The 20,881-nt window shown below is 56.1% G+C and carries 16 protein-coding genes; 9 read left to right on the top strand and 7 right to left on the bottom strand.

The genetic code is table 11. The features are described 5' to 3' along the window. Positions 1–22: 22 nt before the first annotated feature. Positions 23–1,414 carry a basic amino acid/polyamine antiporter gene (locus EPG66_RS01865; protein WP_064704291.1) on the bottom strand — a complete coding sequence of 464 codons (1,392 nt, stop codon included), beginning with the start codon at positions 1,412–1,414 and terminating at the stop codon, positions 23–25. Between the two features lie 206 nt (positions 1,415–1,620). Next, a complete protein-coding gene (gene ydgH, locus EPG66_RS01870; RefSeq protein ID WP_010244673.1) occupies positions 1,621–2,574 on the bottom strand; it encodes a DUF1471 family protein YdgH in 954 nt (317 codons plus the stop codon). Between the two features lie 540 nt (positions 2,575–3,114). Here ydgH and pntA point away from each other — a divergent pair. Together pntA and pntB are read left to right on the top strand one after the other, a co-directional pair. Then, positions 3,115–4,647: a Re/Si-specific NAD(P)(+) transhydrogenase subunit alpha gene (gene pntA / locus EPG66_RS01875; protein ID WP_062757705.1), complete on the top strand. Its 1,533-nt coding sequence runs from the start codon at positions 3,115–3,117 to the stop codon at positions 4,645–4,647. A 3-nt stretch (positions 4,648–4,650) separates the two neighbouring features. Continuing rightward, entirely contained in the window at positions 4,651–6,039 is a 1,389-nt protein-coding gene (gene pntB, locus EPG66_RS01880) for a Re/Si-specific NAD(P)(+) transhydrogenase subunit beta (protein ID WP_010670206.1), read from the top strand. A 46-nt stretch (positions 6,040–6,085) separates the two neighbouring features. Here the strand turns inward: pntB and uspE are convergent, their stop codons facing one another. Both uspE and fnr read right to left on the bottom strand, forming a co-directional pair. After that, entirely contained in the window at positions 6,086–7,042 is a 957-nt protein-coding gene (gene uspE, locus EPG66_RS01885; protein WP_010244683.1) for a universal stress protein UspE, read from the bottom strand. A gap of 117 nt (positions 7,043–7,159) precedes the next feature. After that, complete coding sequence (fnr, locus tag EPG66_RS01890) at positions 7,160–7,912, bottom strand: fumarate/nitrate reduction transcriptional regulator Fnr (protein WP_010244686.1); 753 nt, start codon at positions 7,910–7,912, stop codon at positions 7,160–7,162. Between the two features lie 317 nt (positions 7,913–8,229). Here fnr and smrA point away from each other — a divergent pair, with 317 nt between their 5' ends. Further along, on the top strand, positions 8,230–8,796 hold the full coding sequence (gene smrA / locus EPG66_RS01895) for a DNA endonuclease SmrA (protein ID WP_109650440.1): 567 nt from the start codon (positions 8,230–8,232) through the stop codon (positions 8,794–8,796). Here the strand turns inward: smrA and EPG66_RS01900 are convergent. Continuing rightward, the gene (locus EPG66_RS01900; protein WP_010670205.1) at positions 8,793–9,713 is read right to left on the bottom strand and encodes a LysR substrate-binding domain-containing protein; all 921 of its coding nucleotides are present in this window, start codon (positions 9,711–9,713) and stop codon (positions 8,793–8,795) included. The two genes, smrA and EPG66_RS01900, sit on opposite strands and share 4 nt — an antisense overlap. 322 nt (positions 9,714–10,035) lie before the next feature. Between EPG66_RS01900 and EPG66_RS01905 the strand changes: the two genes are divergently transcribed. The 4 genes from EPG66_RS01905 to EPG66_RS01920 all read left to right on the top strand — a co-directional run bounded on the left by EPG66_RS01905 (position 10,036) and on the right by EPG66_RS01920 (position 16,615). After that, complete coding sequence (locus EPG66_RS01905; RefSeq protein WP_182685814.1) at positions 10,036–11,370, top strand: MFS transporter; 1,335 nt, start codon at positions 10,036–10,038, stop codon at positions 11,368–11,370. A gap of 67 nt (positions 11,371–11,437) precedes the next feature. After that, the gene (gene hglS / locus EPG66_RS01910; protein ID WP_182685816.1) at positions 11,438–12,781 is read left to right on the top strand and encodes a 2-oxoadipate dioxygenase/decarboxylase HglS; all 1,344 of its coding nucleotides are present in this window, start codon (positions 11,438–11,440) and stop codon (positions 12,779–12,781) included. A gap of 431 nt (positions 12,782–13,212) precedes the next feature. Continuing rightward, positions 13,213–14,733 (top strand): carboxylesterase/lipase family protein, encoded by a 1,521-nt coding sequence (locus tag EPG66_RS01915; protein ID WP_182685818.1) that lies wholly within the window; start codon positions 13,213–13,215, stop codon positions 14,731–14,733. Between the two features lie 217 nt (positions 14,734–14,950). Then, entirely contained in the window at positions 14,951–16,615 is a 1,665-nt protein-coding gene (locus EPG66_RS01920) for a methyl-accepting chemotaxis protein (protein WP_163657541.1), read from the top strand. On the opposite strand, the gene EPG66_RS01925 is transcribed toward EPG66_RS01920, so the two are convergent. Continuing rightward, on the bottom strand, positions 16,573–17,454 hold the full coding sequence (locus tag EPG66_RS01925; protein ID WP_182685820.1) for a LysR substrate-binding domain-containing protein: 882 nt from the start codon (positions 17,452–17,454) through the stop codon (positions 16,573–16,575). The two genes, EPG66_RS01920 and EPG66_RS01925, sit on opposite strands and share 43 nt — an antisense overlap. A 125-nt stretch (positions 17,455–17,579) precedes the next feature. Between EPG66_RS01925 and EPG66_RS01930 the strand changes: the two genes are divergently transcribed. Together EPG66_RS01930 and EPG66_RS01935 are read left to right on the top strand one after the other, a co-directional pair. After that, positions 17,580–18,746: a methionine aminotransferase gene (locus EPG66_RS01930; RefSeq protein WP_182685822.1), complete on the top strand. Its 1,167-nt coding sequence runs from the start codon at positions 17,580–17,582 to the stop codon at positions 18,744–18,746. Between the two features lie 65 nt (positions 18,747–18,811). Beyond that, on the top strand, positions 18,812–19,588 hold the full coding sequence (locus EPG66_RS01935) for a transporter substrate-binding domain-containing protein (protein ID WP_010670199.1): 777 nt from the start codon (positions 18,812–18,814) through the stop codon (positions 19,586–19,588). A 36-nt stretch (positions 19,589–19,624) separates the two neighbouring features. On the opposite strand, the gene pepT is transcribed toward EPG66_RS01935, so the two are convergent. Then, positions 19,625–20,851 carry a peptidase T gene (gene pepT, locus EPG66_RS01940; RefSeq protein ID WP_039388717.1) on the bottom strand — a complete coding sequence of 409 codons (1,227 nt, stop codon included), beginning with the start codon at positions 20,849–20,851 and terminating at the stop codon, positions 19,625–19,627. Between the last annotated feature and the right edge of the window lie 30 nt (positions 20,852–20,881).

Consider the following 20,881-nt stretch of genomic DNA (forward strand, 5'->3'; position numbering starts at 1 on the left):
ATTACGCCTGCCGGGCCGGGCGCTAAGTCGTCAGTTGCCATACGGCGGGCAGCGTCGCGGCAATCAGCAATCCCATTGCAATCCGCTCCAGCGAGGTCAGCGCAAACTCTGCGCGGCCACCGCGTCGTGCAAACAGAAACAGCAGCAGGCCCGGTGTATAGAGCACCACTGACATCATCAGGTGCAATGGCCCCGAGGCGTAAAGCAGCCAGATGCCATACAGGCTGGCACCGATACCGGTCGCCATCGCCAGCGGCTTATGCTGTCCGCGTACCACTTTGATCAGATATAACCCCACCAGCAGATAGGGCACCAGAATCATCTCAGAGGCGATAGTCAGCAGGTTGTTGTAGTTCGCACCGGTCAGGGCAATCAGGATCAGGCAGAGCTGAATACTGCCGTTGGTCAGCCACAGTGAGGCGGCTGGCGCGTTATGGCGGTTTTGCCGGGCGATACTGCGTGGAAATGCACCCTGTTGCGCGGCAATCAGCGGCACTTCAGCGGCCATAATCGTCCAGCTCAGATAGGCACCGCACACAGAGATAACCAGACCCACCGCAATCACCGCATCGCCCCAGTTGCCCATCAGTCGGGTCATCAACCCCGCCATGGAAGGGTTACGCATCTCAGCCAGTTCAGCGCGTGGAACCACGCCAAGCGACAGCAGTGTCACCAGCAGATAGACCAGCAGCGCTGCCAGCACGGCGAATAATGTAGCCCGGCCCACATCCTTTTTCTGGCGCGCGCGTGCAGAGACCACCACCGCTCCCTCGACGCCGATAAAGACCCACAGGGTAATCAGCATGGTCTGCTTGACCTGCTCCCATAGCGGTTGTCCCAGCGTGACGCCGGAAAAGTCAAAGCGGAAGCGATCATAGTTGAACGCCATCACCGCCAGCACAATAAACAGCAGCAGCGGCACCAGCTTGCCGAGCGTCGCCATCAGATTAATGCTGGCAGCGGTCTGAACGCCGCGCAGCACCAGCCAGTGAACCAGCCACAACAGCACGGAGGCACCCAGCATCGCCTGCCAGGTGTTGCCATCGCCAAAGATAATCCGGTCCGGCGTATCGGTGAAAAAGCTCAGGGCAGAGAAGACAATCACCAGATAGGAGACGTTGGCGATCACGGCGCACAGCCAGTAGCCCCACGCGGAGCAGAAGCCCATCAGCTCGCCGAAGCCGGCACGGGCATAGGTAAAGATGCCGCCATCCAGCTCGGGTTTAAGGCGGGTCAGCAGCAGCATCGCCAGCGACAGAAAGATGATGCCGACACCGGTAATCAGCCAGCCCAGCAGCAGCGCCGCCGGACCGGCCACTGCAGCCATATTTTGCGGCAGACTGAACACGCCTGCGCCCAGCATTGAGCTGAGCACCAGCGCCGTCAGCGCACCGAGACCTAATTTTTTCTCCAAAACAACCTTCCCGCTAGCATATATGGCTGGGTAAATCGGATTCTGTCGCTGGGTTATGTCACACCAAAGGCACAATACAGGGACAATATCCGGTAAAACAGGCGAGGGATTTTACGGAGTGTGGCAGGGGATGGCAATGCGTGACTATGCAAAACAGCGCAGGAATTATGCAAACAGCAGGGCGGCAGGCGCCGCCCTGAAAAGGATTACTTAAACAGGTCAGCCGTGACGGTCAGGTTACCGCCACTCTGGTTCTGCCACTGGCGGGTGACGTGGTAGAACTTAGCACCTTTGTCCGCCGCACGCTTCGCCACTTCTTCTGAAATCTCAGTTGGCGTACCGAAGTGACCGGTGAAGGTTACGGTATCGAACGGCTGCATCTGCGCAGCAGTAATGGCATTCACTTCCTGCACCGATTTGCCGTTTGGCAGATTGACGGTATAGCGCTTGCCGGTAGAGCTTTGGGTTTCGAAGAAACGGCCCACTTTGTTGCTTGGCGTTTCAGACGAGGCCACGCCTGGAATCTCTACGTTAGCCGCCGCAGCGCCACCGGTTGCCAGTGCGGCTTTACCCGCTTCTGAATCGGCAGGAATCGCATTTGGTGTCTGCACCGCGCGCTCTTTAGCATCCGCTTTATAGACATAGGCGGTGACATACTGATTGCCGCCGCTGTTGGCATCGATCTGGCGAACGATAAAGAAGGAGGCTGCGCCTTTCTGTTTTGCGGCTTTCGAAATTGCGTCGTTTACATCCGGCTGGCTGGCAAAGAAGCCGCTGACCGAAACGGTATCGAAGGGTTCGAGTTTATACGCTTCTGCTTTTGGCAGTTCGTTTACGCCGTTGAAACGACGGTAGGTCGTTGACTCTGTGGCTGCCGGGGCATCGGCTTTATAGAGGTCAGCCGTAACGCGCCAGTTACCGCTGTTGCCGTTGCTGTCGTTGATCGCCTGAATGTAATAAGAGGCAGCGCCCATCTGATCTGCACGCTTAGATACCGCATCGGCAGCGTCGCCAATTGCGTTGAAACGGCCGGTGATATTAATACGTTCGAATGGCTTCAACGCGGCCGCTTTTTCTGGCGTAAGTTCCTGCGCAGCGAATGCGTTGGCTGCCAGCAGGGACAACAGAGTAGTCGCCAGAATAGTGTTCTTCAGCTTCATAAAAATAATCCTTCGCCTTACGCAAAAATGAGTACGAAAACGTGCTGGACTCTTGATGTATAACAGAATAGCCGCTGATTATTGCATGTTATAAACAGACTGTCGCAGCGATTTTTTGTGTCAGATCGCGTTATTCAACCATGATTTTTTCATTTGTTTGTCATCAAACGCAGTTATGGCCAGTTTTAGTGACAGTTACCACTAAAAGCGGTAACTATTAGCGCTAAAACAGTTAATGCATTGTTAAATAAAGGTTTTTGTTGTTGATTAATTCGTCCTGGTACAATTGTTTCTGGCAGATTATCTGCCTGTGAGACTATTTTGCAGTGGGATAACGCAGGTTTCTTAACAGAACACTGCATAATTGGGTGAATGTCATCACTCTGCGTAGTCGCTGTAGATCGCTCGTCACATTTTCAGTAGGTTATAAACACTTTGAAATACCTGCGTTTCGTCCAAAAGCGGCTGAAACCGCGTTTTAGTCGCGCTCTCGTGGTGCAGGTTCGGGCCATCATCCTTTAACCGATGAAAGGAAACACTATGTTAATTGGAATACCCAAGGAAAGGTTGCCAAACGAGTCGCGCGTGGCCGCCACGCCTAAGACCGTGGAACAACTCATCAAGCTGGGTTTCAGCGTCACCCTTGAGCATGACGCCGGTAAACGCGCCAGCTTCGATGATGAAAGCTATATCGCAGCCGGTGCCACACTCAGCGACAGAGAACAGGTCTGGCAGTCCGATATCGTGCTGAAGGTGAATGCGCCGGATGACGAAGAGATTGCGCTGACGCGTGCGGGCAGCACGCTGGTCAGTTTTATCTGGCCCGCACAGAATCCAGACCTGCTGTCAAAGCTGGCCGCACGTCAGGTTACGGTAATGGCCATGGATTCAGTGCCGCGTATCTCACGGGCGCAGTCGCTGGATGCCCTGAGCTCTATGGCGAACATTGCCGGTTATCGCGCCATTGTCGAAGCCGCCCATGAATTTGGCCGCTTCTTTACCGGTCAGATCACGGCAGCCGGTAAAGTGCCACCGGCAAAAGTGATGGTGATTGGGGCCGGTGTTGCCGGGCTGGCCGCGATTGGCGCAGCGGGCAGCCTGGGCGCGATTGTGCGGGCGTTTGATACCCGTCCCGAAGTCAAAGAGCAGGTGCAGAGTATGGGCGCCGAATTCCTTGAGCTCGACTTTGAAGAGGAAGCGGGTAGCGGCGACGGCTATGCCAAAGTCATGTCCGAGGCTTTTATCAAAGCTGAGATGGCACTGTTTGCCAGTCAGGCCAGAGACGTGGACATCATTGTCACCACGGCGTTGATCCCAGGCAAACCGGCTCCGAAACTGATCACCGAAGAGATGGTCGCCAGCATGAAGCCGGGCAGCGTCATTGTTGATCTGGCGGCGCAGACCGGCGGCAACTGTGCGCTGACCGTCGCTGACCAGGTTACCGTCACGCCGAATGGTGTGAAAATCATCGGTTACACCGATCTGCCCAGCCGTCTGGCGACACAATCCTCCCAGCTCTACGGCACCAATCTGGTCAATCTGATCAAGCTGCTGTGTAAAGAGAAAAATGGCGAAATCCAGGTCGATTTCGAAGATGTGGTGGTACGTGGCGTCACCGTGGTACGCGATGGCGAAGTGACCTGGCCGGCCCCGCCGATTCAGGTCTCCGCCGCGCCACAGGCTGCCGCTGCCGCTGCGAAGCCGTCAGAAAAAATTGAGGCGAAGCCCGTTTCACCATGGCGTAAATATCTGCTGATCGCCCTGGCTATCGTGCTGTTTGGCTGCCTGGCAAACGTGGCACCGGCCGACTTCCTCTCCCATTTTACCGTGTTCGCGCTCGCCTGCGTAGTGGGGTATTACGTGGTCTGGAACGTCAGTCATGCGCTGCATACACCGCTGATGTCCGTAACCAATGCTATTTCCGGCATCATCGTTATCGGTGCGGTCTTACAGATGGGCCACGGTGGCTGGGTCACCTTTATCTCCTTTATTGCCGTGCTGATTGCCAGCATCAATATCTTTGGTGGCTTCACCGTCACCCAGCGCATGCTGAAAATGTTTCGTAAGGGGTAATACATGTCTGGCGGATTAGTCACTGCAGCCTATATTGTGGCTGCGATTCTGTTCATCTGTAGCCTTGCTGGTCTTTCGCGTCATGAGACCTCTAAGCGGGGTAATATTTTCGGTATCAGCGGCATGGCGATTGCGCTGATCGCCACCATATTTGGCCCGGACAGCGGTAATGTGGTCTGGATCCTGCTGGCGATGGTCATTGGCGGCGCTATCGGCATTCGTCTGGCGAAGAAAGTCGAAATGACGGAAATGCCGGAACTGGTGGCGATTCTGCACAGCTTTGTCGGCCTGGCCGCGGTGCTGGTGGGCATCAACAGCTATATCGACCATGCGCCTGGCCTGCCAGCGGTGATGGAGAATATCCATCTCAGCGAAGTGTTTATCGGTATCTTTATCGGTGCCGTCACCTTCACCGGCTCGCTGGTGGCGTTTGGCAAACTGTGCGGCAAAATCTCTTCACGGCCGTTAGCGTTACCGCATCGTCACAAGCTGAATCTGCTGGCGCTGGTGGTTTCGTTCCTGCTGCTGCTGTGGTTTGTTAACACCAGCAGCACGGCTGTGCAGGTGTTTGCACTCTTGCTGATGACGGTGATTGCGCTGGCGTTTGGCTGGCATCTGGTCGCGTCGATCGGCGGCGCGGATATGCCGGTCGTGGTCTCGATGCTTAACTCCTATTCAGGCTGGGCCGCCGCCGCTGCTGGTTTCATGTTAAGCAACGATCTGCTGATTGTGACCGGTGCGCTGGTGGGGTCATCCGGTGCGATCCTCTCCTACATCATGTGCAAAGCGATGAACCGTTCGTTTATCAGCGTGATCGCGGGCGGCTTTGGTACTGAAGCCAGCAGTGGCGATGAAAGTCAGGAAGCGGGCGAGCATCGTGAGATTACGGCTGAAGAGACCGCTGAGATGCTTAAGGCTTCCAGCTCGGTGATTATCACCCCAGGCTACGGCATGGCGGTAGCGCAGGCGCAGTATCCGGTCGCGGAAATGACAGCCCGACTGCGTGCGCTTGGTATCAAAGTGCGTTTCGGTATCCATCCGGTGGCGGGGCGTCTGCCGGGTCACATGAATGTGCTGCTGGCAGAGGCGAAAGTGCCTTATGACGTGGTGCTGGAGATGGATGAGATCAACGACGATTTCAGTGACACCGACACGGTGCTGGTCATTGGTGCTAACGACACGGTCAACCCGGCGGCGCAGGATGATCCCCGCAGTCCGATTGCGGGCATGCCGGTGCTGGAAGTGTGGAAGGCGCACAACGTGATAGTGTTCAAACGCTCAATGAACACTGGCTATGCCGGGGTGCAGAATCCGCTGTTCTTCAAAGAGAATAGCCAGATGCTGTTTGGCGATGCCAAAGCCAGCGTGGAAGCGATTCTCAAAGCGCTGTAATAAAAAAGGGCGGCAAATCAGCCGCCCTCTCTGTTTCTGAGGAGGATTAATCCTCCTCATCCTCTTCATCATCCAGGTCAATCGGCGATTTGAAATCGTCAGGCTTAAGTGCCAGCAGATCGCAACGCAGATGATCAATCACCTGTTCCGCCGTATTGCCGAGGAATGCCGCTGACAGTCCGGTGCGTCCAATCGTTCCCAGCACCACCACACCGGCTCCCAGATGCGCCGCCAGATCGGGGATGACTTCTTCCGGCAGGCCTTTAGCCACATGGGTGAACTCTTCACCAATCGAGAACTTCTGCCGTAGCGCTTTCATTGCCACCAGATGCTGACCACGGATCGCGTCATTGTAGACGCTGGGATCGAAATCGGGCAGTTCGATAGCAATATTGATTGGGGTAATCGGGTAGGCGCCGACCAGATGCACTTCGGTCTGATTCACCTTTTCCGCCAGGATCACCGTTTCACGAATCAGCTTCTGATTCAGGCCATCGTGATGCGGCTCTTCGCTGGCAAGATTGACCGCGACAATCGCTTTACCGCCTTCCGGCCACGGCTGATCTTTGACCATCCACACCGGACACGGGCATTTACGCAGCAGGTGCCAGTCAGTTGGAGTGAAAATCACTGACTCAAGGCGATCATGCTGATGCGCCATCTTCAGCACCAGGTCATGCTGATGGGCGAGCACTTCCTGAATAATGGCTTCATAGGGACGGTTGTGCCAGATGACTTTGATGTCAATTTCGACACCGGCATCAAGATAAGCGCGGGCCTGCTCGCGGATCCATTCGGTACGCTGGCTGATCACGCCCTGGCGCATCGACGCGCGCTCATCCGGCGAAAGCAGGGTGGTCATCTCATATGAGAAGTCATAGATAGGCAGGAAGGCTTTAATTCTTCCGCCAAGACGTTGATTCAGATAGACCGCACGTCGCAGCGCGGGCTGATCGTCTTGCTGGGCATCAATGGCGACCAGAACATTTTGGTACTGGGACATGAGGCGTTCTCCTTAAACCAGAGCGACTGGAATAAAGATAGCCTATGTTGCACAGCGGAAGAAGTGAAAAAGTTACTGCCGGATCAACAAAATAAGATTTATTGATCCGGCTGAGTATCAGGCGGCCTGGTGGCTCTGACCCGCGAGCTCTTCCAGCAGGGCGTGATTTTCAATCGTGATATATTTGCCTTTCACCGCCAGCATACCGGACTTCTGAAAACGCCCCAGCAAGCGGCTGATGGTTTCAACCGTCAGGCCCAGGTAATTACCGATATCGCCACGCGTCATGGTGAGGCGGAATTCGCGCTGTGAAAAGCCGCGCTGGCCAAAACGACGGGAAAGGTTCCAGATAAACGCCGCCAGGCGCTCTTCAGCATTTTTCTTTGACAGCAGCAGGATCATGTCCTGATCACCTTTGATTTCACCGCTCATCAGACGCATCATCTGCTGACGCAGGGCTGGCATTTTGCCCGACAGATCATCCAGCGTTTCAAAAGGGATCTCACATACCATTGCCGTTTCCAGCGCCTGCGCAAAGCTGGGGTGGCTGGAGCCCATAATCGCGTCAAAGCCGACTAAATCGCCCGCCAGATGGAAACCGGTGATCTGCTCATCACCCTGTTCAGTGATTGTGTAGCTTTTAATAGTACCGGAGCGAATTGCATACAGAGACTTGAGTTCATCGCCTGCTTTGAAAAGCGTTTGCCCTTTCTGAATCGGTTTTTTACGCTCAATGATATTGTCGAGCTGATCCAGCTCATGTTCATTTAGCGTAAAGGGGATGCAGAGCTGACTGATGCTGCAATCCTGGCAGTGAATGGCACAACCGCCCGACTGAATACGACGAATGCTGCGTTTTTCAGGGATCATAATGGTTTGCTCGACGATTATTGACTGGGGTCAATTTTAACATTTTTTGTGCTGAAGGGAACTCATCCGAGCAGTTTTACACCTACAAACATTATGGACGAAGCACACAACGACAAACGCTGATATGACGGGCTTCTCAGAATCCCGACAGGTTCGACTGTCACGAAAAGTTTCCGCTTATGTGATCTGTCACACGCTTCTGTGCTGGCAGTGACATTCGAAAAAGTGGGGTGGGCCGATGATTCCAGCTTTTGCTACGCTAACGGGTAGAGCGTGATTTGCACATTCCATCAATTTTAACCAGGTGTGAGAAAACCATGAACCTTGATGATAATGATCTCTTTCGGGATGCCATGGGCGATGTCACGCCGTTAAAAGACACCACCACAACCTTGTGGCTCAAAGCACCTTCAACGAAGGCGCCACGAAAACCGCCAGGTGAATCTGAGCTGGAGAATTTCCTGACCCGGGGCGATCTGGAGATCGTTCCACTCAATACACCGCTGGAATACAAAGCCGACGGCATTCAGCAGGGTATTCTGGATAAACTGCGCAGAGGAGAGTATCAGCTGAATGCCAGCCTCAACCTGTTGCGGCAACCGGTTGAAACCTGTCGTCAGGCGCTCTTTAACTTTATGATGCAGGCGCACAAACAGGGATTGCGCAATCTGCTAATCATCCACGGCAAAGGTCGTGATGATGAATCGCATGCCAACATTGTGCGCAGCTATCTCGCGCGCTGGCTAAAGCAGTTTGATGACGTACAGACCTTTTGCGTAGCCCAGACCCGGCATGGCGGGGCCGGGGCGCTTTATGTGGGATTGCGCAAAACCGATAAAGCACGCCTTGAAAACCGCGAGCGGCATGCGAAACGCAGCCGCTAACTGTGAAACTTACGGATGGTGGACATCAGCACCTCGGCACTCAGGCTCAGTTCTGCGCCGGTGCGGGTAATGATGCCCACTGGTTCGCCCGGTCCGGAAGAGGCGATCGGCAGTGCACAAACGGCATTGTGGCTCAGATCCTCTTTAATCGCCCCGGAAGGGACGAACCAGATGTAGTCGTAGCGAAGAGCCAGCTGGCGCGCCAGTGAAGTTGATGAAGTCTCAATGCAGTGAGGCGGAAGGGTGCAGCCCTGTTCATCCAGCATCTGCTGTGCAATCCGGCGCGGAGCAGTACCCTCGGGCGAAATCACTACCGGCCACTGCATCGCACGCGAAAGCGTGACATTGTCACTTAACAGCGGGTGTTCCGGCCTGACTACCAGCTTGAGTGACTCCAGAAACAGCAATTCATAGGTCAGCCCGGTCATCATGGCGCTGTCCGCCATCCGGCCAATGCCGATATCGAACTCACCGCCGCGCAGGCCTGCCAGCAACACATTATTGTGAAGTGTCGCCACCTGAATGGTGGTATTGGGTTGCAACTGATGAAAACGATCCAGGATGCGTGGCAGCATCCCCATCGCGGCAGTGGTCAATGCTCCCAGCCGGATAATCACCGGCGCATCCCCCGGCTGCTCATTAAAACTCTGTCCGGCATGGTTCAGCGCGTCGAGCACCCGCACCGCATGGGTCAGAAACTGCTCTCCCATGGTGGTCAGCTGCGCGCCCAGCCGGCCACGTTCAAACAGACGAACGCCAGTCAGCTCCTCCAGCTCATTCAGGGTTTTGGAGAGGGCAGGCTGACTGAGGCTAAGCGTCTCTGCCGCCCGGCCCAGCGTGCCTTGCTGCGCAACCGCAACAAAGGTATGTAGATGGCGCAAGCGAATGCGCTGATTGAAAAGGATATTTTTTTCCATATCCTAAACTTAATGAGAATGACCGGCTTCAGGCAACTGTTTAAAATGAATTCTGTTAACTTTGCTGCAAATTTATTTTAACAAACGAGTCGAAATGACCGCGTTACCCTTTAACTCTCTGATAAAAAAGCGCTCGGCCTGGTATATCGCTGAAATACGCCATCCTCTGTCTACGGTATATCAATAACTTAACTGCTTAATGTTGAATAATTCTCAATATCATATAAAAATCTGACCGCTTAAGGTTAACGATCGGCTATCATTAGCGCCGTTTTTTTTACTTAAACTGATGTCAGATTTCGTTACTCCAGAGGAGTGTTCATTGACCAGCGTCGAGGCGGTAGATGTCCGCCAGCTTATCAACCAGCAGGGGCTGAGCCACTGGCAAAAGCGGCTCATTGCGCTCTGTTTTATCGTGGTGGCACTCGATGGCATGGACATTGCGATCATGGGATTTATTGCGCCGACACTGAAAGCCGCGTGGGGGGTGAGCAATCATCAGCTCGGGGTCGTCATCAGCGCAGCGTTAATCGGGCTGGCGCTGGGTGCCATGGTGGCAGGGCCGCTGGCTGACCGCTATGGCCGTCGCATGATGATTATCCTCAGCGTCTTCTTTTTCGGTCTCTGGACGCTGGCAACGGCGCTGTCACAGAACATTGAGCAGATGATGCTGTTCCGTTTCATGACCGGGCTGGGACTGGGTGCGGCGATGCCCAACGTCGGCACGCTGGTGGCGGAATATGCACCTGAGCGGCGACGGGCTTTTATCATCACGGTGGTGTTCTGCGGCTTTACCTTTGGTGCCGCCAGCGGGGGATTTGCTGCCTCCTGGCTGCTACCGCGCTATGACTGGCACTCCGTGCTACTGCTGGGCGGCATTCTGCCGCTGCTGGTGTTGCCATTACTGATCCGCGGCCTGCCGGAGTCGGTGCGATTTCTTATCAGCCGTGGCGCACCGGCTGCCCGCATTCACGCCATCCTCGACCGGATGATGCCGGGCAAAACCGCGCCCGACTGTGCGTTTCACGCGCCTGAGGCCACCGTGCCGGTGAGCGGCGCGATAGGCACCGTACTTTCACGCCGCTATCTGTTTGGCAGCACTATGCTGTGGGGCGGTTATTTCATGGGACTGTTCATGGTTTACCTGATTGGCAGCTGGCTGCCGTCGCTGGTCAACACCCTGGGCATGTCAGTGACCGAAGCGGCGATTATCACCGCGATGTATCAGGCGGGCGGGACGCTGGGCTCCCTGTTTGCGGGCTGGATGATGGATCGCTTCAACGCTAATCTGGCGCTGGCGGCGATCTACGGCTGCGGCGGGCTGTTTATTGTGGCACTGGGCTTTTCACCTGCGGAAGTGGGGATGATGAGTGCGATTGCCTTTTGCAGTGGCTTCTGTTTCAACGGGGCCAATACCGGTATGAATGCCTTATCCGCCAGCTATTATCCTACCCACGCTCGCGCTACCGGTTCCAGCTGGATGCATGGAGTGGGCCGCATCGGCGCGATTTTAAGCGCCTTCATTGGCGCAGAGATGATGTCTCTCGGGTGGTCTTTCAGCGTTATCTTTCTGCTGCTGGCGATACCGGCTGTGATCACCACCCTGATGCTGCTGTTAAAAAATCGCTACGGCTTTAAGCCGATCACAGATTCGTGATTTTTTCCGCTGAGGCCAGCGCGTTGCATTACATTAGCAGCAACGCTAACGGTGTCAGGTGGATAAGATGGACAACTTTCTCAGTGCGGATCTCATCCGCACCCGTTTCTCTCAGGCGATGTCAGCTATGTATCAGCAGGAAGTGCCGCAATATGGCACGCTGATGCAGCTGGTGGCGACCGTCAACGACCGCGCGCTGGAAGCGGATATCGCGCTGAAAGATCGTCTCACCGCAGCCGATGAGATCGGCCGACTCAACCTGGAACGTCACGGTGCAATCCGAGTGGGCACGGCAGACGAATTAGCCACACTGCGGCAGCTGTTTGCGGTGATGGGAATGCACCCGGTTGGCTATTACGATCTTTCTCAGGCTGGTGTGCCGGTGCACTCCACGGCGTTCCGGCCGATCACCGATGCGGCGCTGCGGCGCAATCCCTTTCGGGTCTTTACCTCGCTGTTACGCCCTGAACTGATCGACGACCACGCGCTGCGTGAAAAGGCGGCGGAGATTCTTGCCGCGCGCGACATTTTCACCCCCCGTTGCCGGGCGCTGTTGGAACTGCAGCAGCAGCAGGGCGGATTAACCGACGAGCAGGCCACTGAGTTTGTTACCGAAGCACTGGAAACCTTCCGCTGGCACGCCCACAGCAGCGTGGACAGTCAGACCTATCAGGCGCTGAACCAGCAGCATCGGCTGATTGCTGACGTAGTCTGCTTTCCCGGCTGCCACATCAACCATCTCACGCCGCGTACGCTGGATATCGACCGCGTACAGCAACTGATGCCGTCGCGCGGTATCGATCCGAAAACTCTGATCGAGGGACCACCGCGTCGCCAGGTACCGATCCTGTTACGTCAGACCAGCTTTAAAGCGCTGGAAGAGCCGATCGTCTTTCAGGATGGGCATCAGGGAACTCATACTGCACGCTTCGGTGAAATTGAGCAGCGCGGCGCGGCACTGACGCCTCAGGGCCGTGCGCTTTACGATCGGCTGCTCAGCGAGGCGGGCAGCGGTCAGGGTAATCAGCAGCATCAGCAACATCTTGCGGCGATTTTCCGTGACTTCCCCGACGACGAAACCACGCTGCGCCAGCAGGAGCTGGCCTGGTTCCATTATCGCCTGAGTGAAAAGGGCATCGCGACGCCGCCGGCTCAGGGTGAATCGCTGGAGACCCTCATCGAAGAAGGTCGTGTGCTGGCAGACCCTATCATCTATGAAGATTTTCTGCCCGTCAGCGCGGCGGGCATTTTCCAGTCCAACCTCGGCGATCGGGCGCAGGTTCGTTCGGCGGGACAGGCGAGCCGCCAGGCATTTGAAGCCGCGCTGGGCGCTGTCGTGCTGGATGAGATGGCGTTATACGAAGAGCGCCAGCAGCGCTCGCTGGCGCAGTGCGGCTTGCGGCCAGACTGACGCCTCTGCGGGCAACAGGCGCGTTGCCCGCAACGTTTTCTCTGCACCGCCCCTGCTAAGGCCAGTGGACCTGAAGTGGTACAACGCGCGTAATGTGCTGACAGGACTGGGGAAAAACAACGCTTTACCGCTCAGCGCAGGTTTACCTGCGTGAGTATCTTAATCTATTAGCAGGCTGACTGATTAACAGCAGCAAAACCGCACCTGATAACAGAGCAACGACGCGCCACTCCGGCGCTGGCAGCGCCATTGACCCACTGCGAAAAGATAAACAACGTTGAATCATAACGGTAATTGACTCTCTGAACCTGTTGATGAGCATGTTCACGCCAGCCCCTCACGCTTCGGCATATTCTGCAAATCCCTTCCGTACCTGGACAATGCTGGCGGGCCTGCAAATAATGGAGGGACGTTTGAACAGGGAAACAGGAATGAAAAACGAAACAGGTCTGAGGATCATGACTGCTGAGGGGGAGTTGCGTGGATGCATGGACGATGACCTTTTCGTATTCAAAGGCATACCTTATGCGGCGGCACCACTTGGCGCGCTGCGCTGGCGCCCGCCACAGCCGGTTACGCCCTGGCTGCAGGTGCGCGACGCCACCGCGTTTGGGGCTTCCGGCTGGCAAAACCGCACCTACTGCCAGGCCGTAGGCGGTGGCGATCCGGGTGAGTTCAGTGAAGATTGCCTCTACCTTAATGTCTGGACGCCCGATGTCGCGCCCGTGAAACCCCTGCCGGTGATGGTATGGCTGCACGGTGGTGGCTACACCATTGGTGCTGGCGGGCTGGCACCTTACAACGGCAAGCCGATGGCTTCACGCGGCGCGGTAGTGGTGACGCTCAACTACCGGCTCGGCCATCTCGGTTTCTTCTCTCATCCGGCCCTGGATGCTGAATACCCTGTTGCCAGCACGGTGAACAATTTTGGCCTGCTGGATCAGATTGCCGCACTGCAGTGGGTGCAGCGCAACATTCCTGCCTTTGGCGGCGACCGCCGCAATGTGACACTTTTCGGTGAATCCTCAGGCGCACGCAGCGTGCTGTCACTCTGCTGTTCGCCGCTGGCTGAAGGGCTGTTTCATAAAGGGATTGTGCAGAGCGCCTACAGCCTGCCTGACACGCCGCTGAAAAAAGCGCGTCAGCAGGGCATGGCGGTGGCCCGCCATTTCGGTCTGCCGCCCGATGCCAGCGCTGATGACCTGCGCGCACTGCCTGCCGATGCCTTCTGGTCGCTGGAAGGGCCGCTGGCGATCCCGCCGGTGCCGATTGCGGGTGATGCTGTCCTGCCTGAGCCGATGCTGAAAACCTTTATGGCTGCAAAACAGCACCGTCTGCCGCTGATGGCGGGCAGTAACAGCGATGAAGCCAGCGTGCTGGAATATTTTGGCGTGGATGCCACCGCGGTGTTGCATCAGTTACGCGATAAAAATCGTCTCACTTACCGGACGCTGAAATGGATGTATGACATTCATGACGATCAGCGGCTGGGACGTGCCGTGGCGCGTGATATGGCATTCAGTCTGGTGCCGTGGCTGGTGATGCGGGCGCAGCACAATGCCGGCATGCCAGGCTGGCGCTACTGGTTTGATTATGTCTCTGAACATGCCCGTGACCTCTATCCGCACGGCACCTGGCACGGCAACGAAGTGCCTTATGTGCTGAATACGCTGAGTCAGATGCCGGATCCCAACGAAGAACGACCCTTCAGTGAGGCCGATCGGGCATTTGCGGCGCGTGTCAGCGAGTACTGGTTTACCTTTGCCCGTGATGCTACGGAATATAAGCATCAGCTGGAGGGGGAGGTCATGTGGCCAGCCTGGCATCCAGGCTCTGATGTGACAATGTCACTTGGTGATAATCGGAAGAGCGGACTGGTTCTGAAGCGGAACTTTATGCGCGCCCGTATGCGGCTTTTCCGGCTATTAATGACCCGTATGGTCAGGCTTTAAGTGGCGGGCCATGGTTAGCGTGCTAACCATTAAATTATGCGAATGGAATTACTCTGCTTTTTAAAGGTTAACCTGCTGAATAAAAAGGCTACAAAGTGAAATTTGGCTTAGGGACGCTGTAAAATATTAGGTAACAAAACAGTTACATCTTCACAATCGCATGCCGATAAATCTCCTATGCCCGACGCTTGCGGGTCAACGTGTATAGGATTTTGGTATGGGAATGCTCAAAAATTTTACCATTCGCGCAGTGATGCTCTCTATTCTGGGACTGTTTTGTTTACTGTGGAGCGGCGTCGGGCTGTATAGCATTCACTCTCTTGGCGCGCTCAGCGAAGGGAATGATGTGGACCGTCATCTGGTTGAGCAAATGACGGTGCTGAGCAAAGGCAACGATCAATATTTTCGTGTCATCACGCGCTTATCTCGTGTGATGGAAAGCAAAGCCGCAGGTCAGACCCTGAACGATGAGGCTTATGCACCGGTGCAGCAGGCGCTGGACAGCATGACCCAGCAACTGGCGCGCTTTAAACAACTGGCACCTGGCCCGATGAACCCGGATGTCGTGGATGGAGTGATTCAGAGCTGGCAAAAGCTGCTGGATGCGGGCGTCACGCCACAATTGCAGCTGGCCCGTCAGGCCTCGCCTGATGCTTATCGTCAGCAGGCAAATAACGTCACGCCGCCACTCAGTCGTGCCTTTGGCATCAGCGCAGAGAAATTCAGCCAGGGCGCAGCTGAAAAGCTGGATGCAACCCGGGTTGAAGTGGATCACCTCACGGCGATGACCAAAACGATTATTACCATCACGGTAATTATCGGCCTGTTTATTCTGCTGTTTACCGACCGCTATCTGGTGGCGATGCTGGTCCGTCCGCTGGAAAGTATCCGTACCCACTTCGCGGTCATTGCCACGGGCGACCTGAGTCAGCCGGTATCCGATTTCGGTCGCAACTGCGTCGGTAAACTGGTGCCGCTGCTGAGTGCCATGCAGGACAGTCTGCGTGAAGCGGTCAGCGCCATTCGCAGCGGCACCGAGAATATATCGCGCGGTGCCGCAGAGATTTCTGCCGGTAACAATGACCTCTCTTCACGTACTGAAGAGCAGGCCGCTGCGCTGGAACAGACTGCGGCCAGCATGGAGCAGTTGACGGCCACGGTAAAATTCAACGCCGATAATGCCCGCCAGGCCAGCCTGCTGGCAGAAACCGCCACCACCACGGCACAACGTGGCGGTCAGCTGGTCAGTGAAGTCGTCAGCACTATGGATGGCATCTCCGGCAGCTCGAAGAAAATCGCTGAAATCACTAACGTGATCAACGGCATCGCTTTCCAGACCAATATTCTGGCGCTGAACGCCGCCGTCGAAGCGGCACGTGCCGGCGAACAGGGTCGGGGTTTTGCAGTGGTTGCCTCTGAAGTGCGTAACCTTGCACAGCGCAGCGCCAACGCCGCAAAAGAGATTGCGACGCTGATTGAAGATTCGGTTCAGCGTGTAGGTAAAGGCGCTGAGCTGGTCAGCACCACCGGCGGCACCATGAACAATATTCTGAAATCGGTGCAGGATGTTGATGCGATCATGAAACAGATCGCTTCCGCCTCGGAAGAGCAGAGCAAAGGCATCTCTCAGGTCGGTGCCGCGGTGACTGAAATGGATAGCGTGACCCAGCAGAACGCCTCACTGGTTGAAGAGGTCTCGGCCGCGGCGAGCGCGCTGGCACTGCAGACGGAAGCGTTACAGGCTTCTGTGTCGAAGTTCCGTCTCTCCAGCAACAGCCAGATCGCACCGGTCATCAGCAGTAAACCGACCGCGCCGAAAGCGCCCGTGCTGAGTGCGGCTCAGGCTAAACCGGCGGATAACGGCGACTGGGTTACCTTCTGATCCCTGCACAGCCACGCCACCAGTTCCGCCAGGAACGGTGGCGCATCCTGCGCGGGCCGTTGCAGCAAACTGTAAACCGCACCGGTTTTTACCTCGCCAGCGAACGGCTTAATCAGCCTGCCGCTGGCAATATCACTCTCCACCAGATTGCTGTCGGCAATTGCCACACCAAACCCCTGAATCGCTGCACTGATCGCTAAGTCCATGGTGGCAAAATGCTGGTTCCGCTTCATGCTCAGCGTCACCTGCTGCGCCTGCAGCCAGCACTGCCAGTCACGCGTATCTGCCGTTGGATGCAAGAAGGTCATTGTGGGCAGTGCCGCCAGGGAGTCCGGGCGGGGTTGATCACCCGCCATCACCGGCGTCAGCGACTCACTGAACAGGCAAATTCCGTCAGGGTGCGGCTTACCATAGACAATCGCCACATCGAAGTTCTCAAGCTGCGCGGCATGATCCAGCGTGGTGGTCAGGGCCACATGCAGTTCAGGACGATGCTGCTCCAGCGCCATCAGCCGGGGCACCAGCCAGCGCATCGCACAGGTTGGCGCTTTCAGGCGAATGCTGACCTGACTGCGGCGGACCTTCTCGCTGGCCTTAAACATCAGCTCAAAACCCTGCTGTAAGTCAGGCAGCAGCGCCGCGCCCTGAGGGGTCAGGCGCAGACCGCGCGCGTGGCGGTCAAACAGCGTCACGCCCAGCCACTGCTCCAGCGCGGCAATCTTACGACTGACGGCGCCCTGCGTCAGGCACAGTTCGCGGGCAGCGTGGGTCAGATTGAGATGTCGGGCGGTCACCAGAAAGGCGTGAATGCCATTAAGCGGCAGCGATAAGCGTGACACGGTGAACCTCAGCTATGCATTTTTGTCATGGCTATTATGACGACATTTCGCTTGCCGACTCAAGTCGCAGCCCGTTGAATAGCTATTTATCGCATCTGATCGGTTATGCCCCTGACGGAGAGAGTATGTCCCTGAAAACGCCTGTCGCTATCCACTCAAAATTGCCGGACGTCGGCACCACTATTTTCAGCGTGATTGGCCAGCTTTCGGCGCAGCATCAGGCGATTAACCTGTCGCAGGGCGCGCCCAATTTCCCCTGTGATCCGGCGCTGGTCGACTCAGTCAGCCGCGCGATGCAGGAAGGACATAATCAGTATGCCGCCATGATGGGCTTGCCCGCCTTACGCGACGCGCTTGCCAGCAAAGTACAGGCGCTCTATGGACAACAATATGATGCCGCCAGTGAAGTGCTGATCACCGGCAGCGCCAGCCAGGGGCTCTATATGGCGATCACCGCGCTGGTTCATCAGGGCGATGAGGTGATCTTCTTTGAACCGGCGTTTGACAGCTACGCGCCGGTGGTGCGGTTGCAGGGCGGTAAACCGATTGGCCTGAAGCTGCAGGTGCCGTCATTTGCTATCGACTGGGATCAGTTGCGGGCAGCAATCACGCCGCGCACCCGGATGATTATTATTAATACGCCGCACAACCCCAGCGCGCAGGTGCTGACCCCCGACGACCTGAATCAACTGGCAGCCTTAATCCGCAACACCGATATCGTGGTGCTCTCCGATGAGGTTTACGAGCATATTCTGTTTGATGGCCGCCCGCATAGTGGGATGGCGACGCATCCGGAGCTGGCAGCCCGCAGCGTCATTGTCTCTTCGTTTGGCAAAACCTTCCACGTCACCGGCTGGCGGGTAGGCTACTGTCTGGCACCGGCAGAGCTGATGACTGAGCTGGTGAAAGTGCATCAGTTTATGATGTACGCCGCCGATACACCGATGCAGGTCGGTTTCGCACACTATCTGCAGACGCCAGAGAACTATCTGTCGCTCAGTGCCTTCTATCAGCAGAAGCGGGATCGGCTGATCGCCCTGATGCAGAACTCCCCGTTCCGGCTGCTGCCGAGTGCTGGTTCATTCTTTATGCTCGCCAGCTATGGACATTTCAGTGACGAACCGGACAGTGAAATGGTAAAACGTCTTATCGTCGATCACGGTGTGGCGACCATACCGCTGTCGGCGTTTTATATGGATGGCACAGATAACAAACTGATTCGGCTCTCTTTTGCTAAAGACGAGGCGACACTTGAGGCTGGCGCGGCTGCGCTATGTGCTTTTTCTCACTGATTCACGCCACCGCGTGAGTCAGCTCGGGGAACAGGTAACCAGGACTTTTCGGGGTAAATAACATAATGAAGAAACTGAACGCGCTTTTTCTCGCTCTGGGCATGATGACATCGGTACAGGCACTGGCACAGGATTTACGCTACGGCGTGGAGTCACAATATCCGCCTTTTGAAAGCCGCAATGCTAAAGGGGAGCTGGAAGGCTTTGATATCGAGCTGGGCAATGCCATCTGTAAGGCGGGCAACTTCAGCTGCCACTGGGTTGAGAGCAGTTTTGATGCGCTGATCCCGGCACTGCAGGCGAAAAAGTTCGACGCCATTAACTCGGCGATGAACATCACCGAAGCGCGCGCCAGAAGCATTGCGTTTACGCAGCCGATCTACCGTATTCCCACCATGTTAGTGGCGAAGACCGGTGAAAATCTGGCACCGACCGCCGAAGGTCTGAAGGGCAAGAACATCGGGGTGTTGCAGGGATCCATTCAGGAAACCTATGCGAAGAAGCATTGGGAGCCGCAGGGTGTGACCGTGACCTCGTATCAGGATCAGAACCAGGTTTACAACGACATGGTCGCGGGCCGCCTGGATGGCACACTGGTGATGTCCGCTGCCGGTCAGTCTGGCTTCCTCGATAAACCGCAGGGCAAAGGCTTTGGTTTTGTTGGCAAGCCAGTAGAAGATGACGCGATTCTTGGTTCAGGCATCGGCTACGGTCTGCGCAAAGATGACGCACAGCTGAAGCAGTCACTGGATGCGGCGATTGCTAAAGTGCAGGGCGATGGCACCATCAAAAAGCTGGCTGAAAAATATTTCCCAGGCATTGATGTCAGCGCGAAGCCATAATCGCAATCGGGCGCGTTCTGCGCCCGATTCCTCCGCTTATTTCGCTGCCAGATAACAGAGTTTTTCCGCCACCTGATAGGACTTCACAAACGACGTTACCGGCAGAAATTCGAAGCGTGAATGGAAGTTGTGCGCGCCGGTAAAGAAGTTCGGCGTCAGCAGGCCTTTGGCTGACAGCGCGGCACCGTCTGTACCGCCACGCATCGGAATCACCTTCGGCTCAATCTCCAGCGCGGCAAAGGCACTGAAGATCAGGTCAATCGCCCGACGATCTTCACCCAGTGCGTTACTGATATTGCTGTAGGTATCGCTGATACTCACGCTCACCTTGCCGGTGGGGTAACGCGCCGCGAGATCCTCTGCCGCCTGTTGCAACTGCTGCTTACGTGCCGCAAAGCTGGTCAGATCAAAATCACGGATGGAGGCCTTCAGCGTCGCCTTGCTGGCGTTGGCCTGAATCTCATTGAACCAGATATAGCCTTCACGGCCTTCGGTATGCTCCGGGGTCTGCAGCCGATCAAACAGGCTGATGTAGTCATGGGCCATCAGCAGCGGATTGACAAGCACCCCTTTGCCCGACATCGGATGGGCCGGTACGCCGGTAAACACAATTTCTGCTGCAGCACCGTTGAAGTTTTCATAGACCACTTCGCCCAGTTCGCAGCAGTCGATGGTCCAGGCGAAATCGACATTAAAGCGCGTTTCCAGATCCAGCGCTTTCGCGCCGCGCAGGCCAATCTCTTCGTCAGGCACAAAGGCCACCACGATGTCGCCGTGGTCGCCGTTAAGGTTCTGCATCAGCGTCATCACCACGGTGACCGCCGCTTTGTTGTCCGCGCCCAGCACGCTGGTGCCGTCGCTGAAGATCACCTGCTGACCGACGTAGGGCGCGATCTCCGGATGTTCATCGCGGCGCAGCCAGATATCCTGCTCTGCATTCAGACAGAGATCTTCGCCCTGCCAGGTGAGGATCTGCGGGTGGATATCGGGCGACAAACCGACATCAACAGTATCGATATGCGTAATAAACCCGATGCGCGGCGCGTCAGGACGGTTGCCGCGTTTCACCGCTGTCACCGTGGCATGTTCATCAATCACCACCTCATCCAGCCCTGACGCGCGCAGCTCATCCGCCAGCAGTTCCGCCATGGCGTGCTGGCTCGGCGTGCTGGGCAGGGTGGTGGATTTGGCATCGCTCTGACTGCTGATGGCGAGGTAACGGAAAAAACGTTCTGTGAGCTGCGACTCAAGTTTGTCTGTCATCACTATTCCTTATTAGTCAGCCACCGGCGG

The sequence above is a fragment of the Pantoea pleuroti genome (genome assembly GCF_014156615.1).
In the GTDB taxonomy this organism is placed as follows: domain Bacteria; phylum Pseudomonadota; class Gammaproteobacteria; order Enterobacterales; family Enterobacteriaceae; genus Pantoea; species Pantoea agglomerans.

Excerpts from the sequence above, each read along its gene's own strand:
- ydgH (WP_010244673.1), bottom strand. The coding sequence starts at position 2,574 with ATGAAGCTGAAGAACACTATTCTGGCGACTACTCTGTTGTCCCTGCTG.
- pntA (WP_062757705.1), top strand. The coding sequence starts at position 3,115 with ATGTTAATTGGAATACCCAAGGAAAGGTTGCCAAACGAGTCGCGCGTG.
- pntB (WP_010670206.1), top strand. The coding sequence starts at position 4,651 with ATGTCTGGCGGATTAGTCACTGCAGCCTATATTGTGGCTGCGATTCTG.
- uspE (WP_010244683.1), bottom strand. The coding sequence starts at position 7,042 with ATGTCCCAGTACCAAAATGTTCTGGTCGCCATTGATGCCCAGCAAGAC.
- fnr (WP_010244686.1), bottom strand. The coding sequence starts at position 7,912 with ATGATCCCTGAAAAACGCAGCATTCGTCGTATTCAGTCGGGCGGTTGT.
- smrA (WP_109650440.1), top strand. The coding sequence starts at position 8,230 with ATGAACCTTGATGATAATGATCTCTTTCGGGATGCCATGGGCGATGTC.
- EPG66_RS01900 (WP_010670205.1), bottom strand. The coding sequence starts at position 9,713 with ATGGAAAAAAATATCCTTTTCAATCAGCGCATTCGCTTGCGCCATCTA.
- hglS (WP_182685816.1), top strand. The coding sequence starts at position 11,438 with ATGGACAACTTTCTCAGTGCGGATCTCATCCGCACCCGTTTCTCTCAG.
- EPG66_RS01915 (WP_182685818.1), top strand. The coding sequence starts at position 13,213 with ATGAAAAACGAAACAGGTCTGAGGATCATGACTGCTGAGGGGGAGTTG.
- EPG66_RS01920 (WP_163657541.1), top strand. The coding sequence starts at position 14,951 with ATGGGAATGCTCAAAAATTTTACCATTCGCGCAGTGATGCTCTCTATT.
- EPG66_RS01930 (WP_182685822.1), top strand. The coding sequence starts at position 17,580 with ATGTCCCTGAAAACGCCTGTCGCTATCCACTCAAAATTGCCGGACGTC.
- EPG66_RS01935 (WP_010670199.1), top strand. The coding sequence starts at position 18,812 with ATGAAGAAACTGAACGCGCTTTTTCTCGCTCTGGGCATGATGACATCG.
- pepT (WP_039388717.1), bottom strand. The coding sequence starts at position 20,851 with ATGACAGACAAACTTGAGTCGCAGCTCACAGAACGTTTTTTCCGTTAC.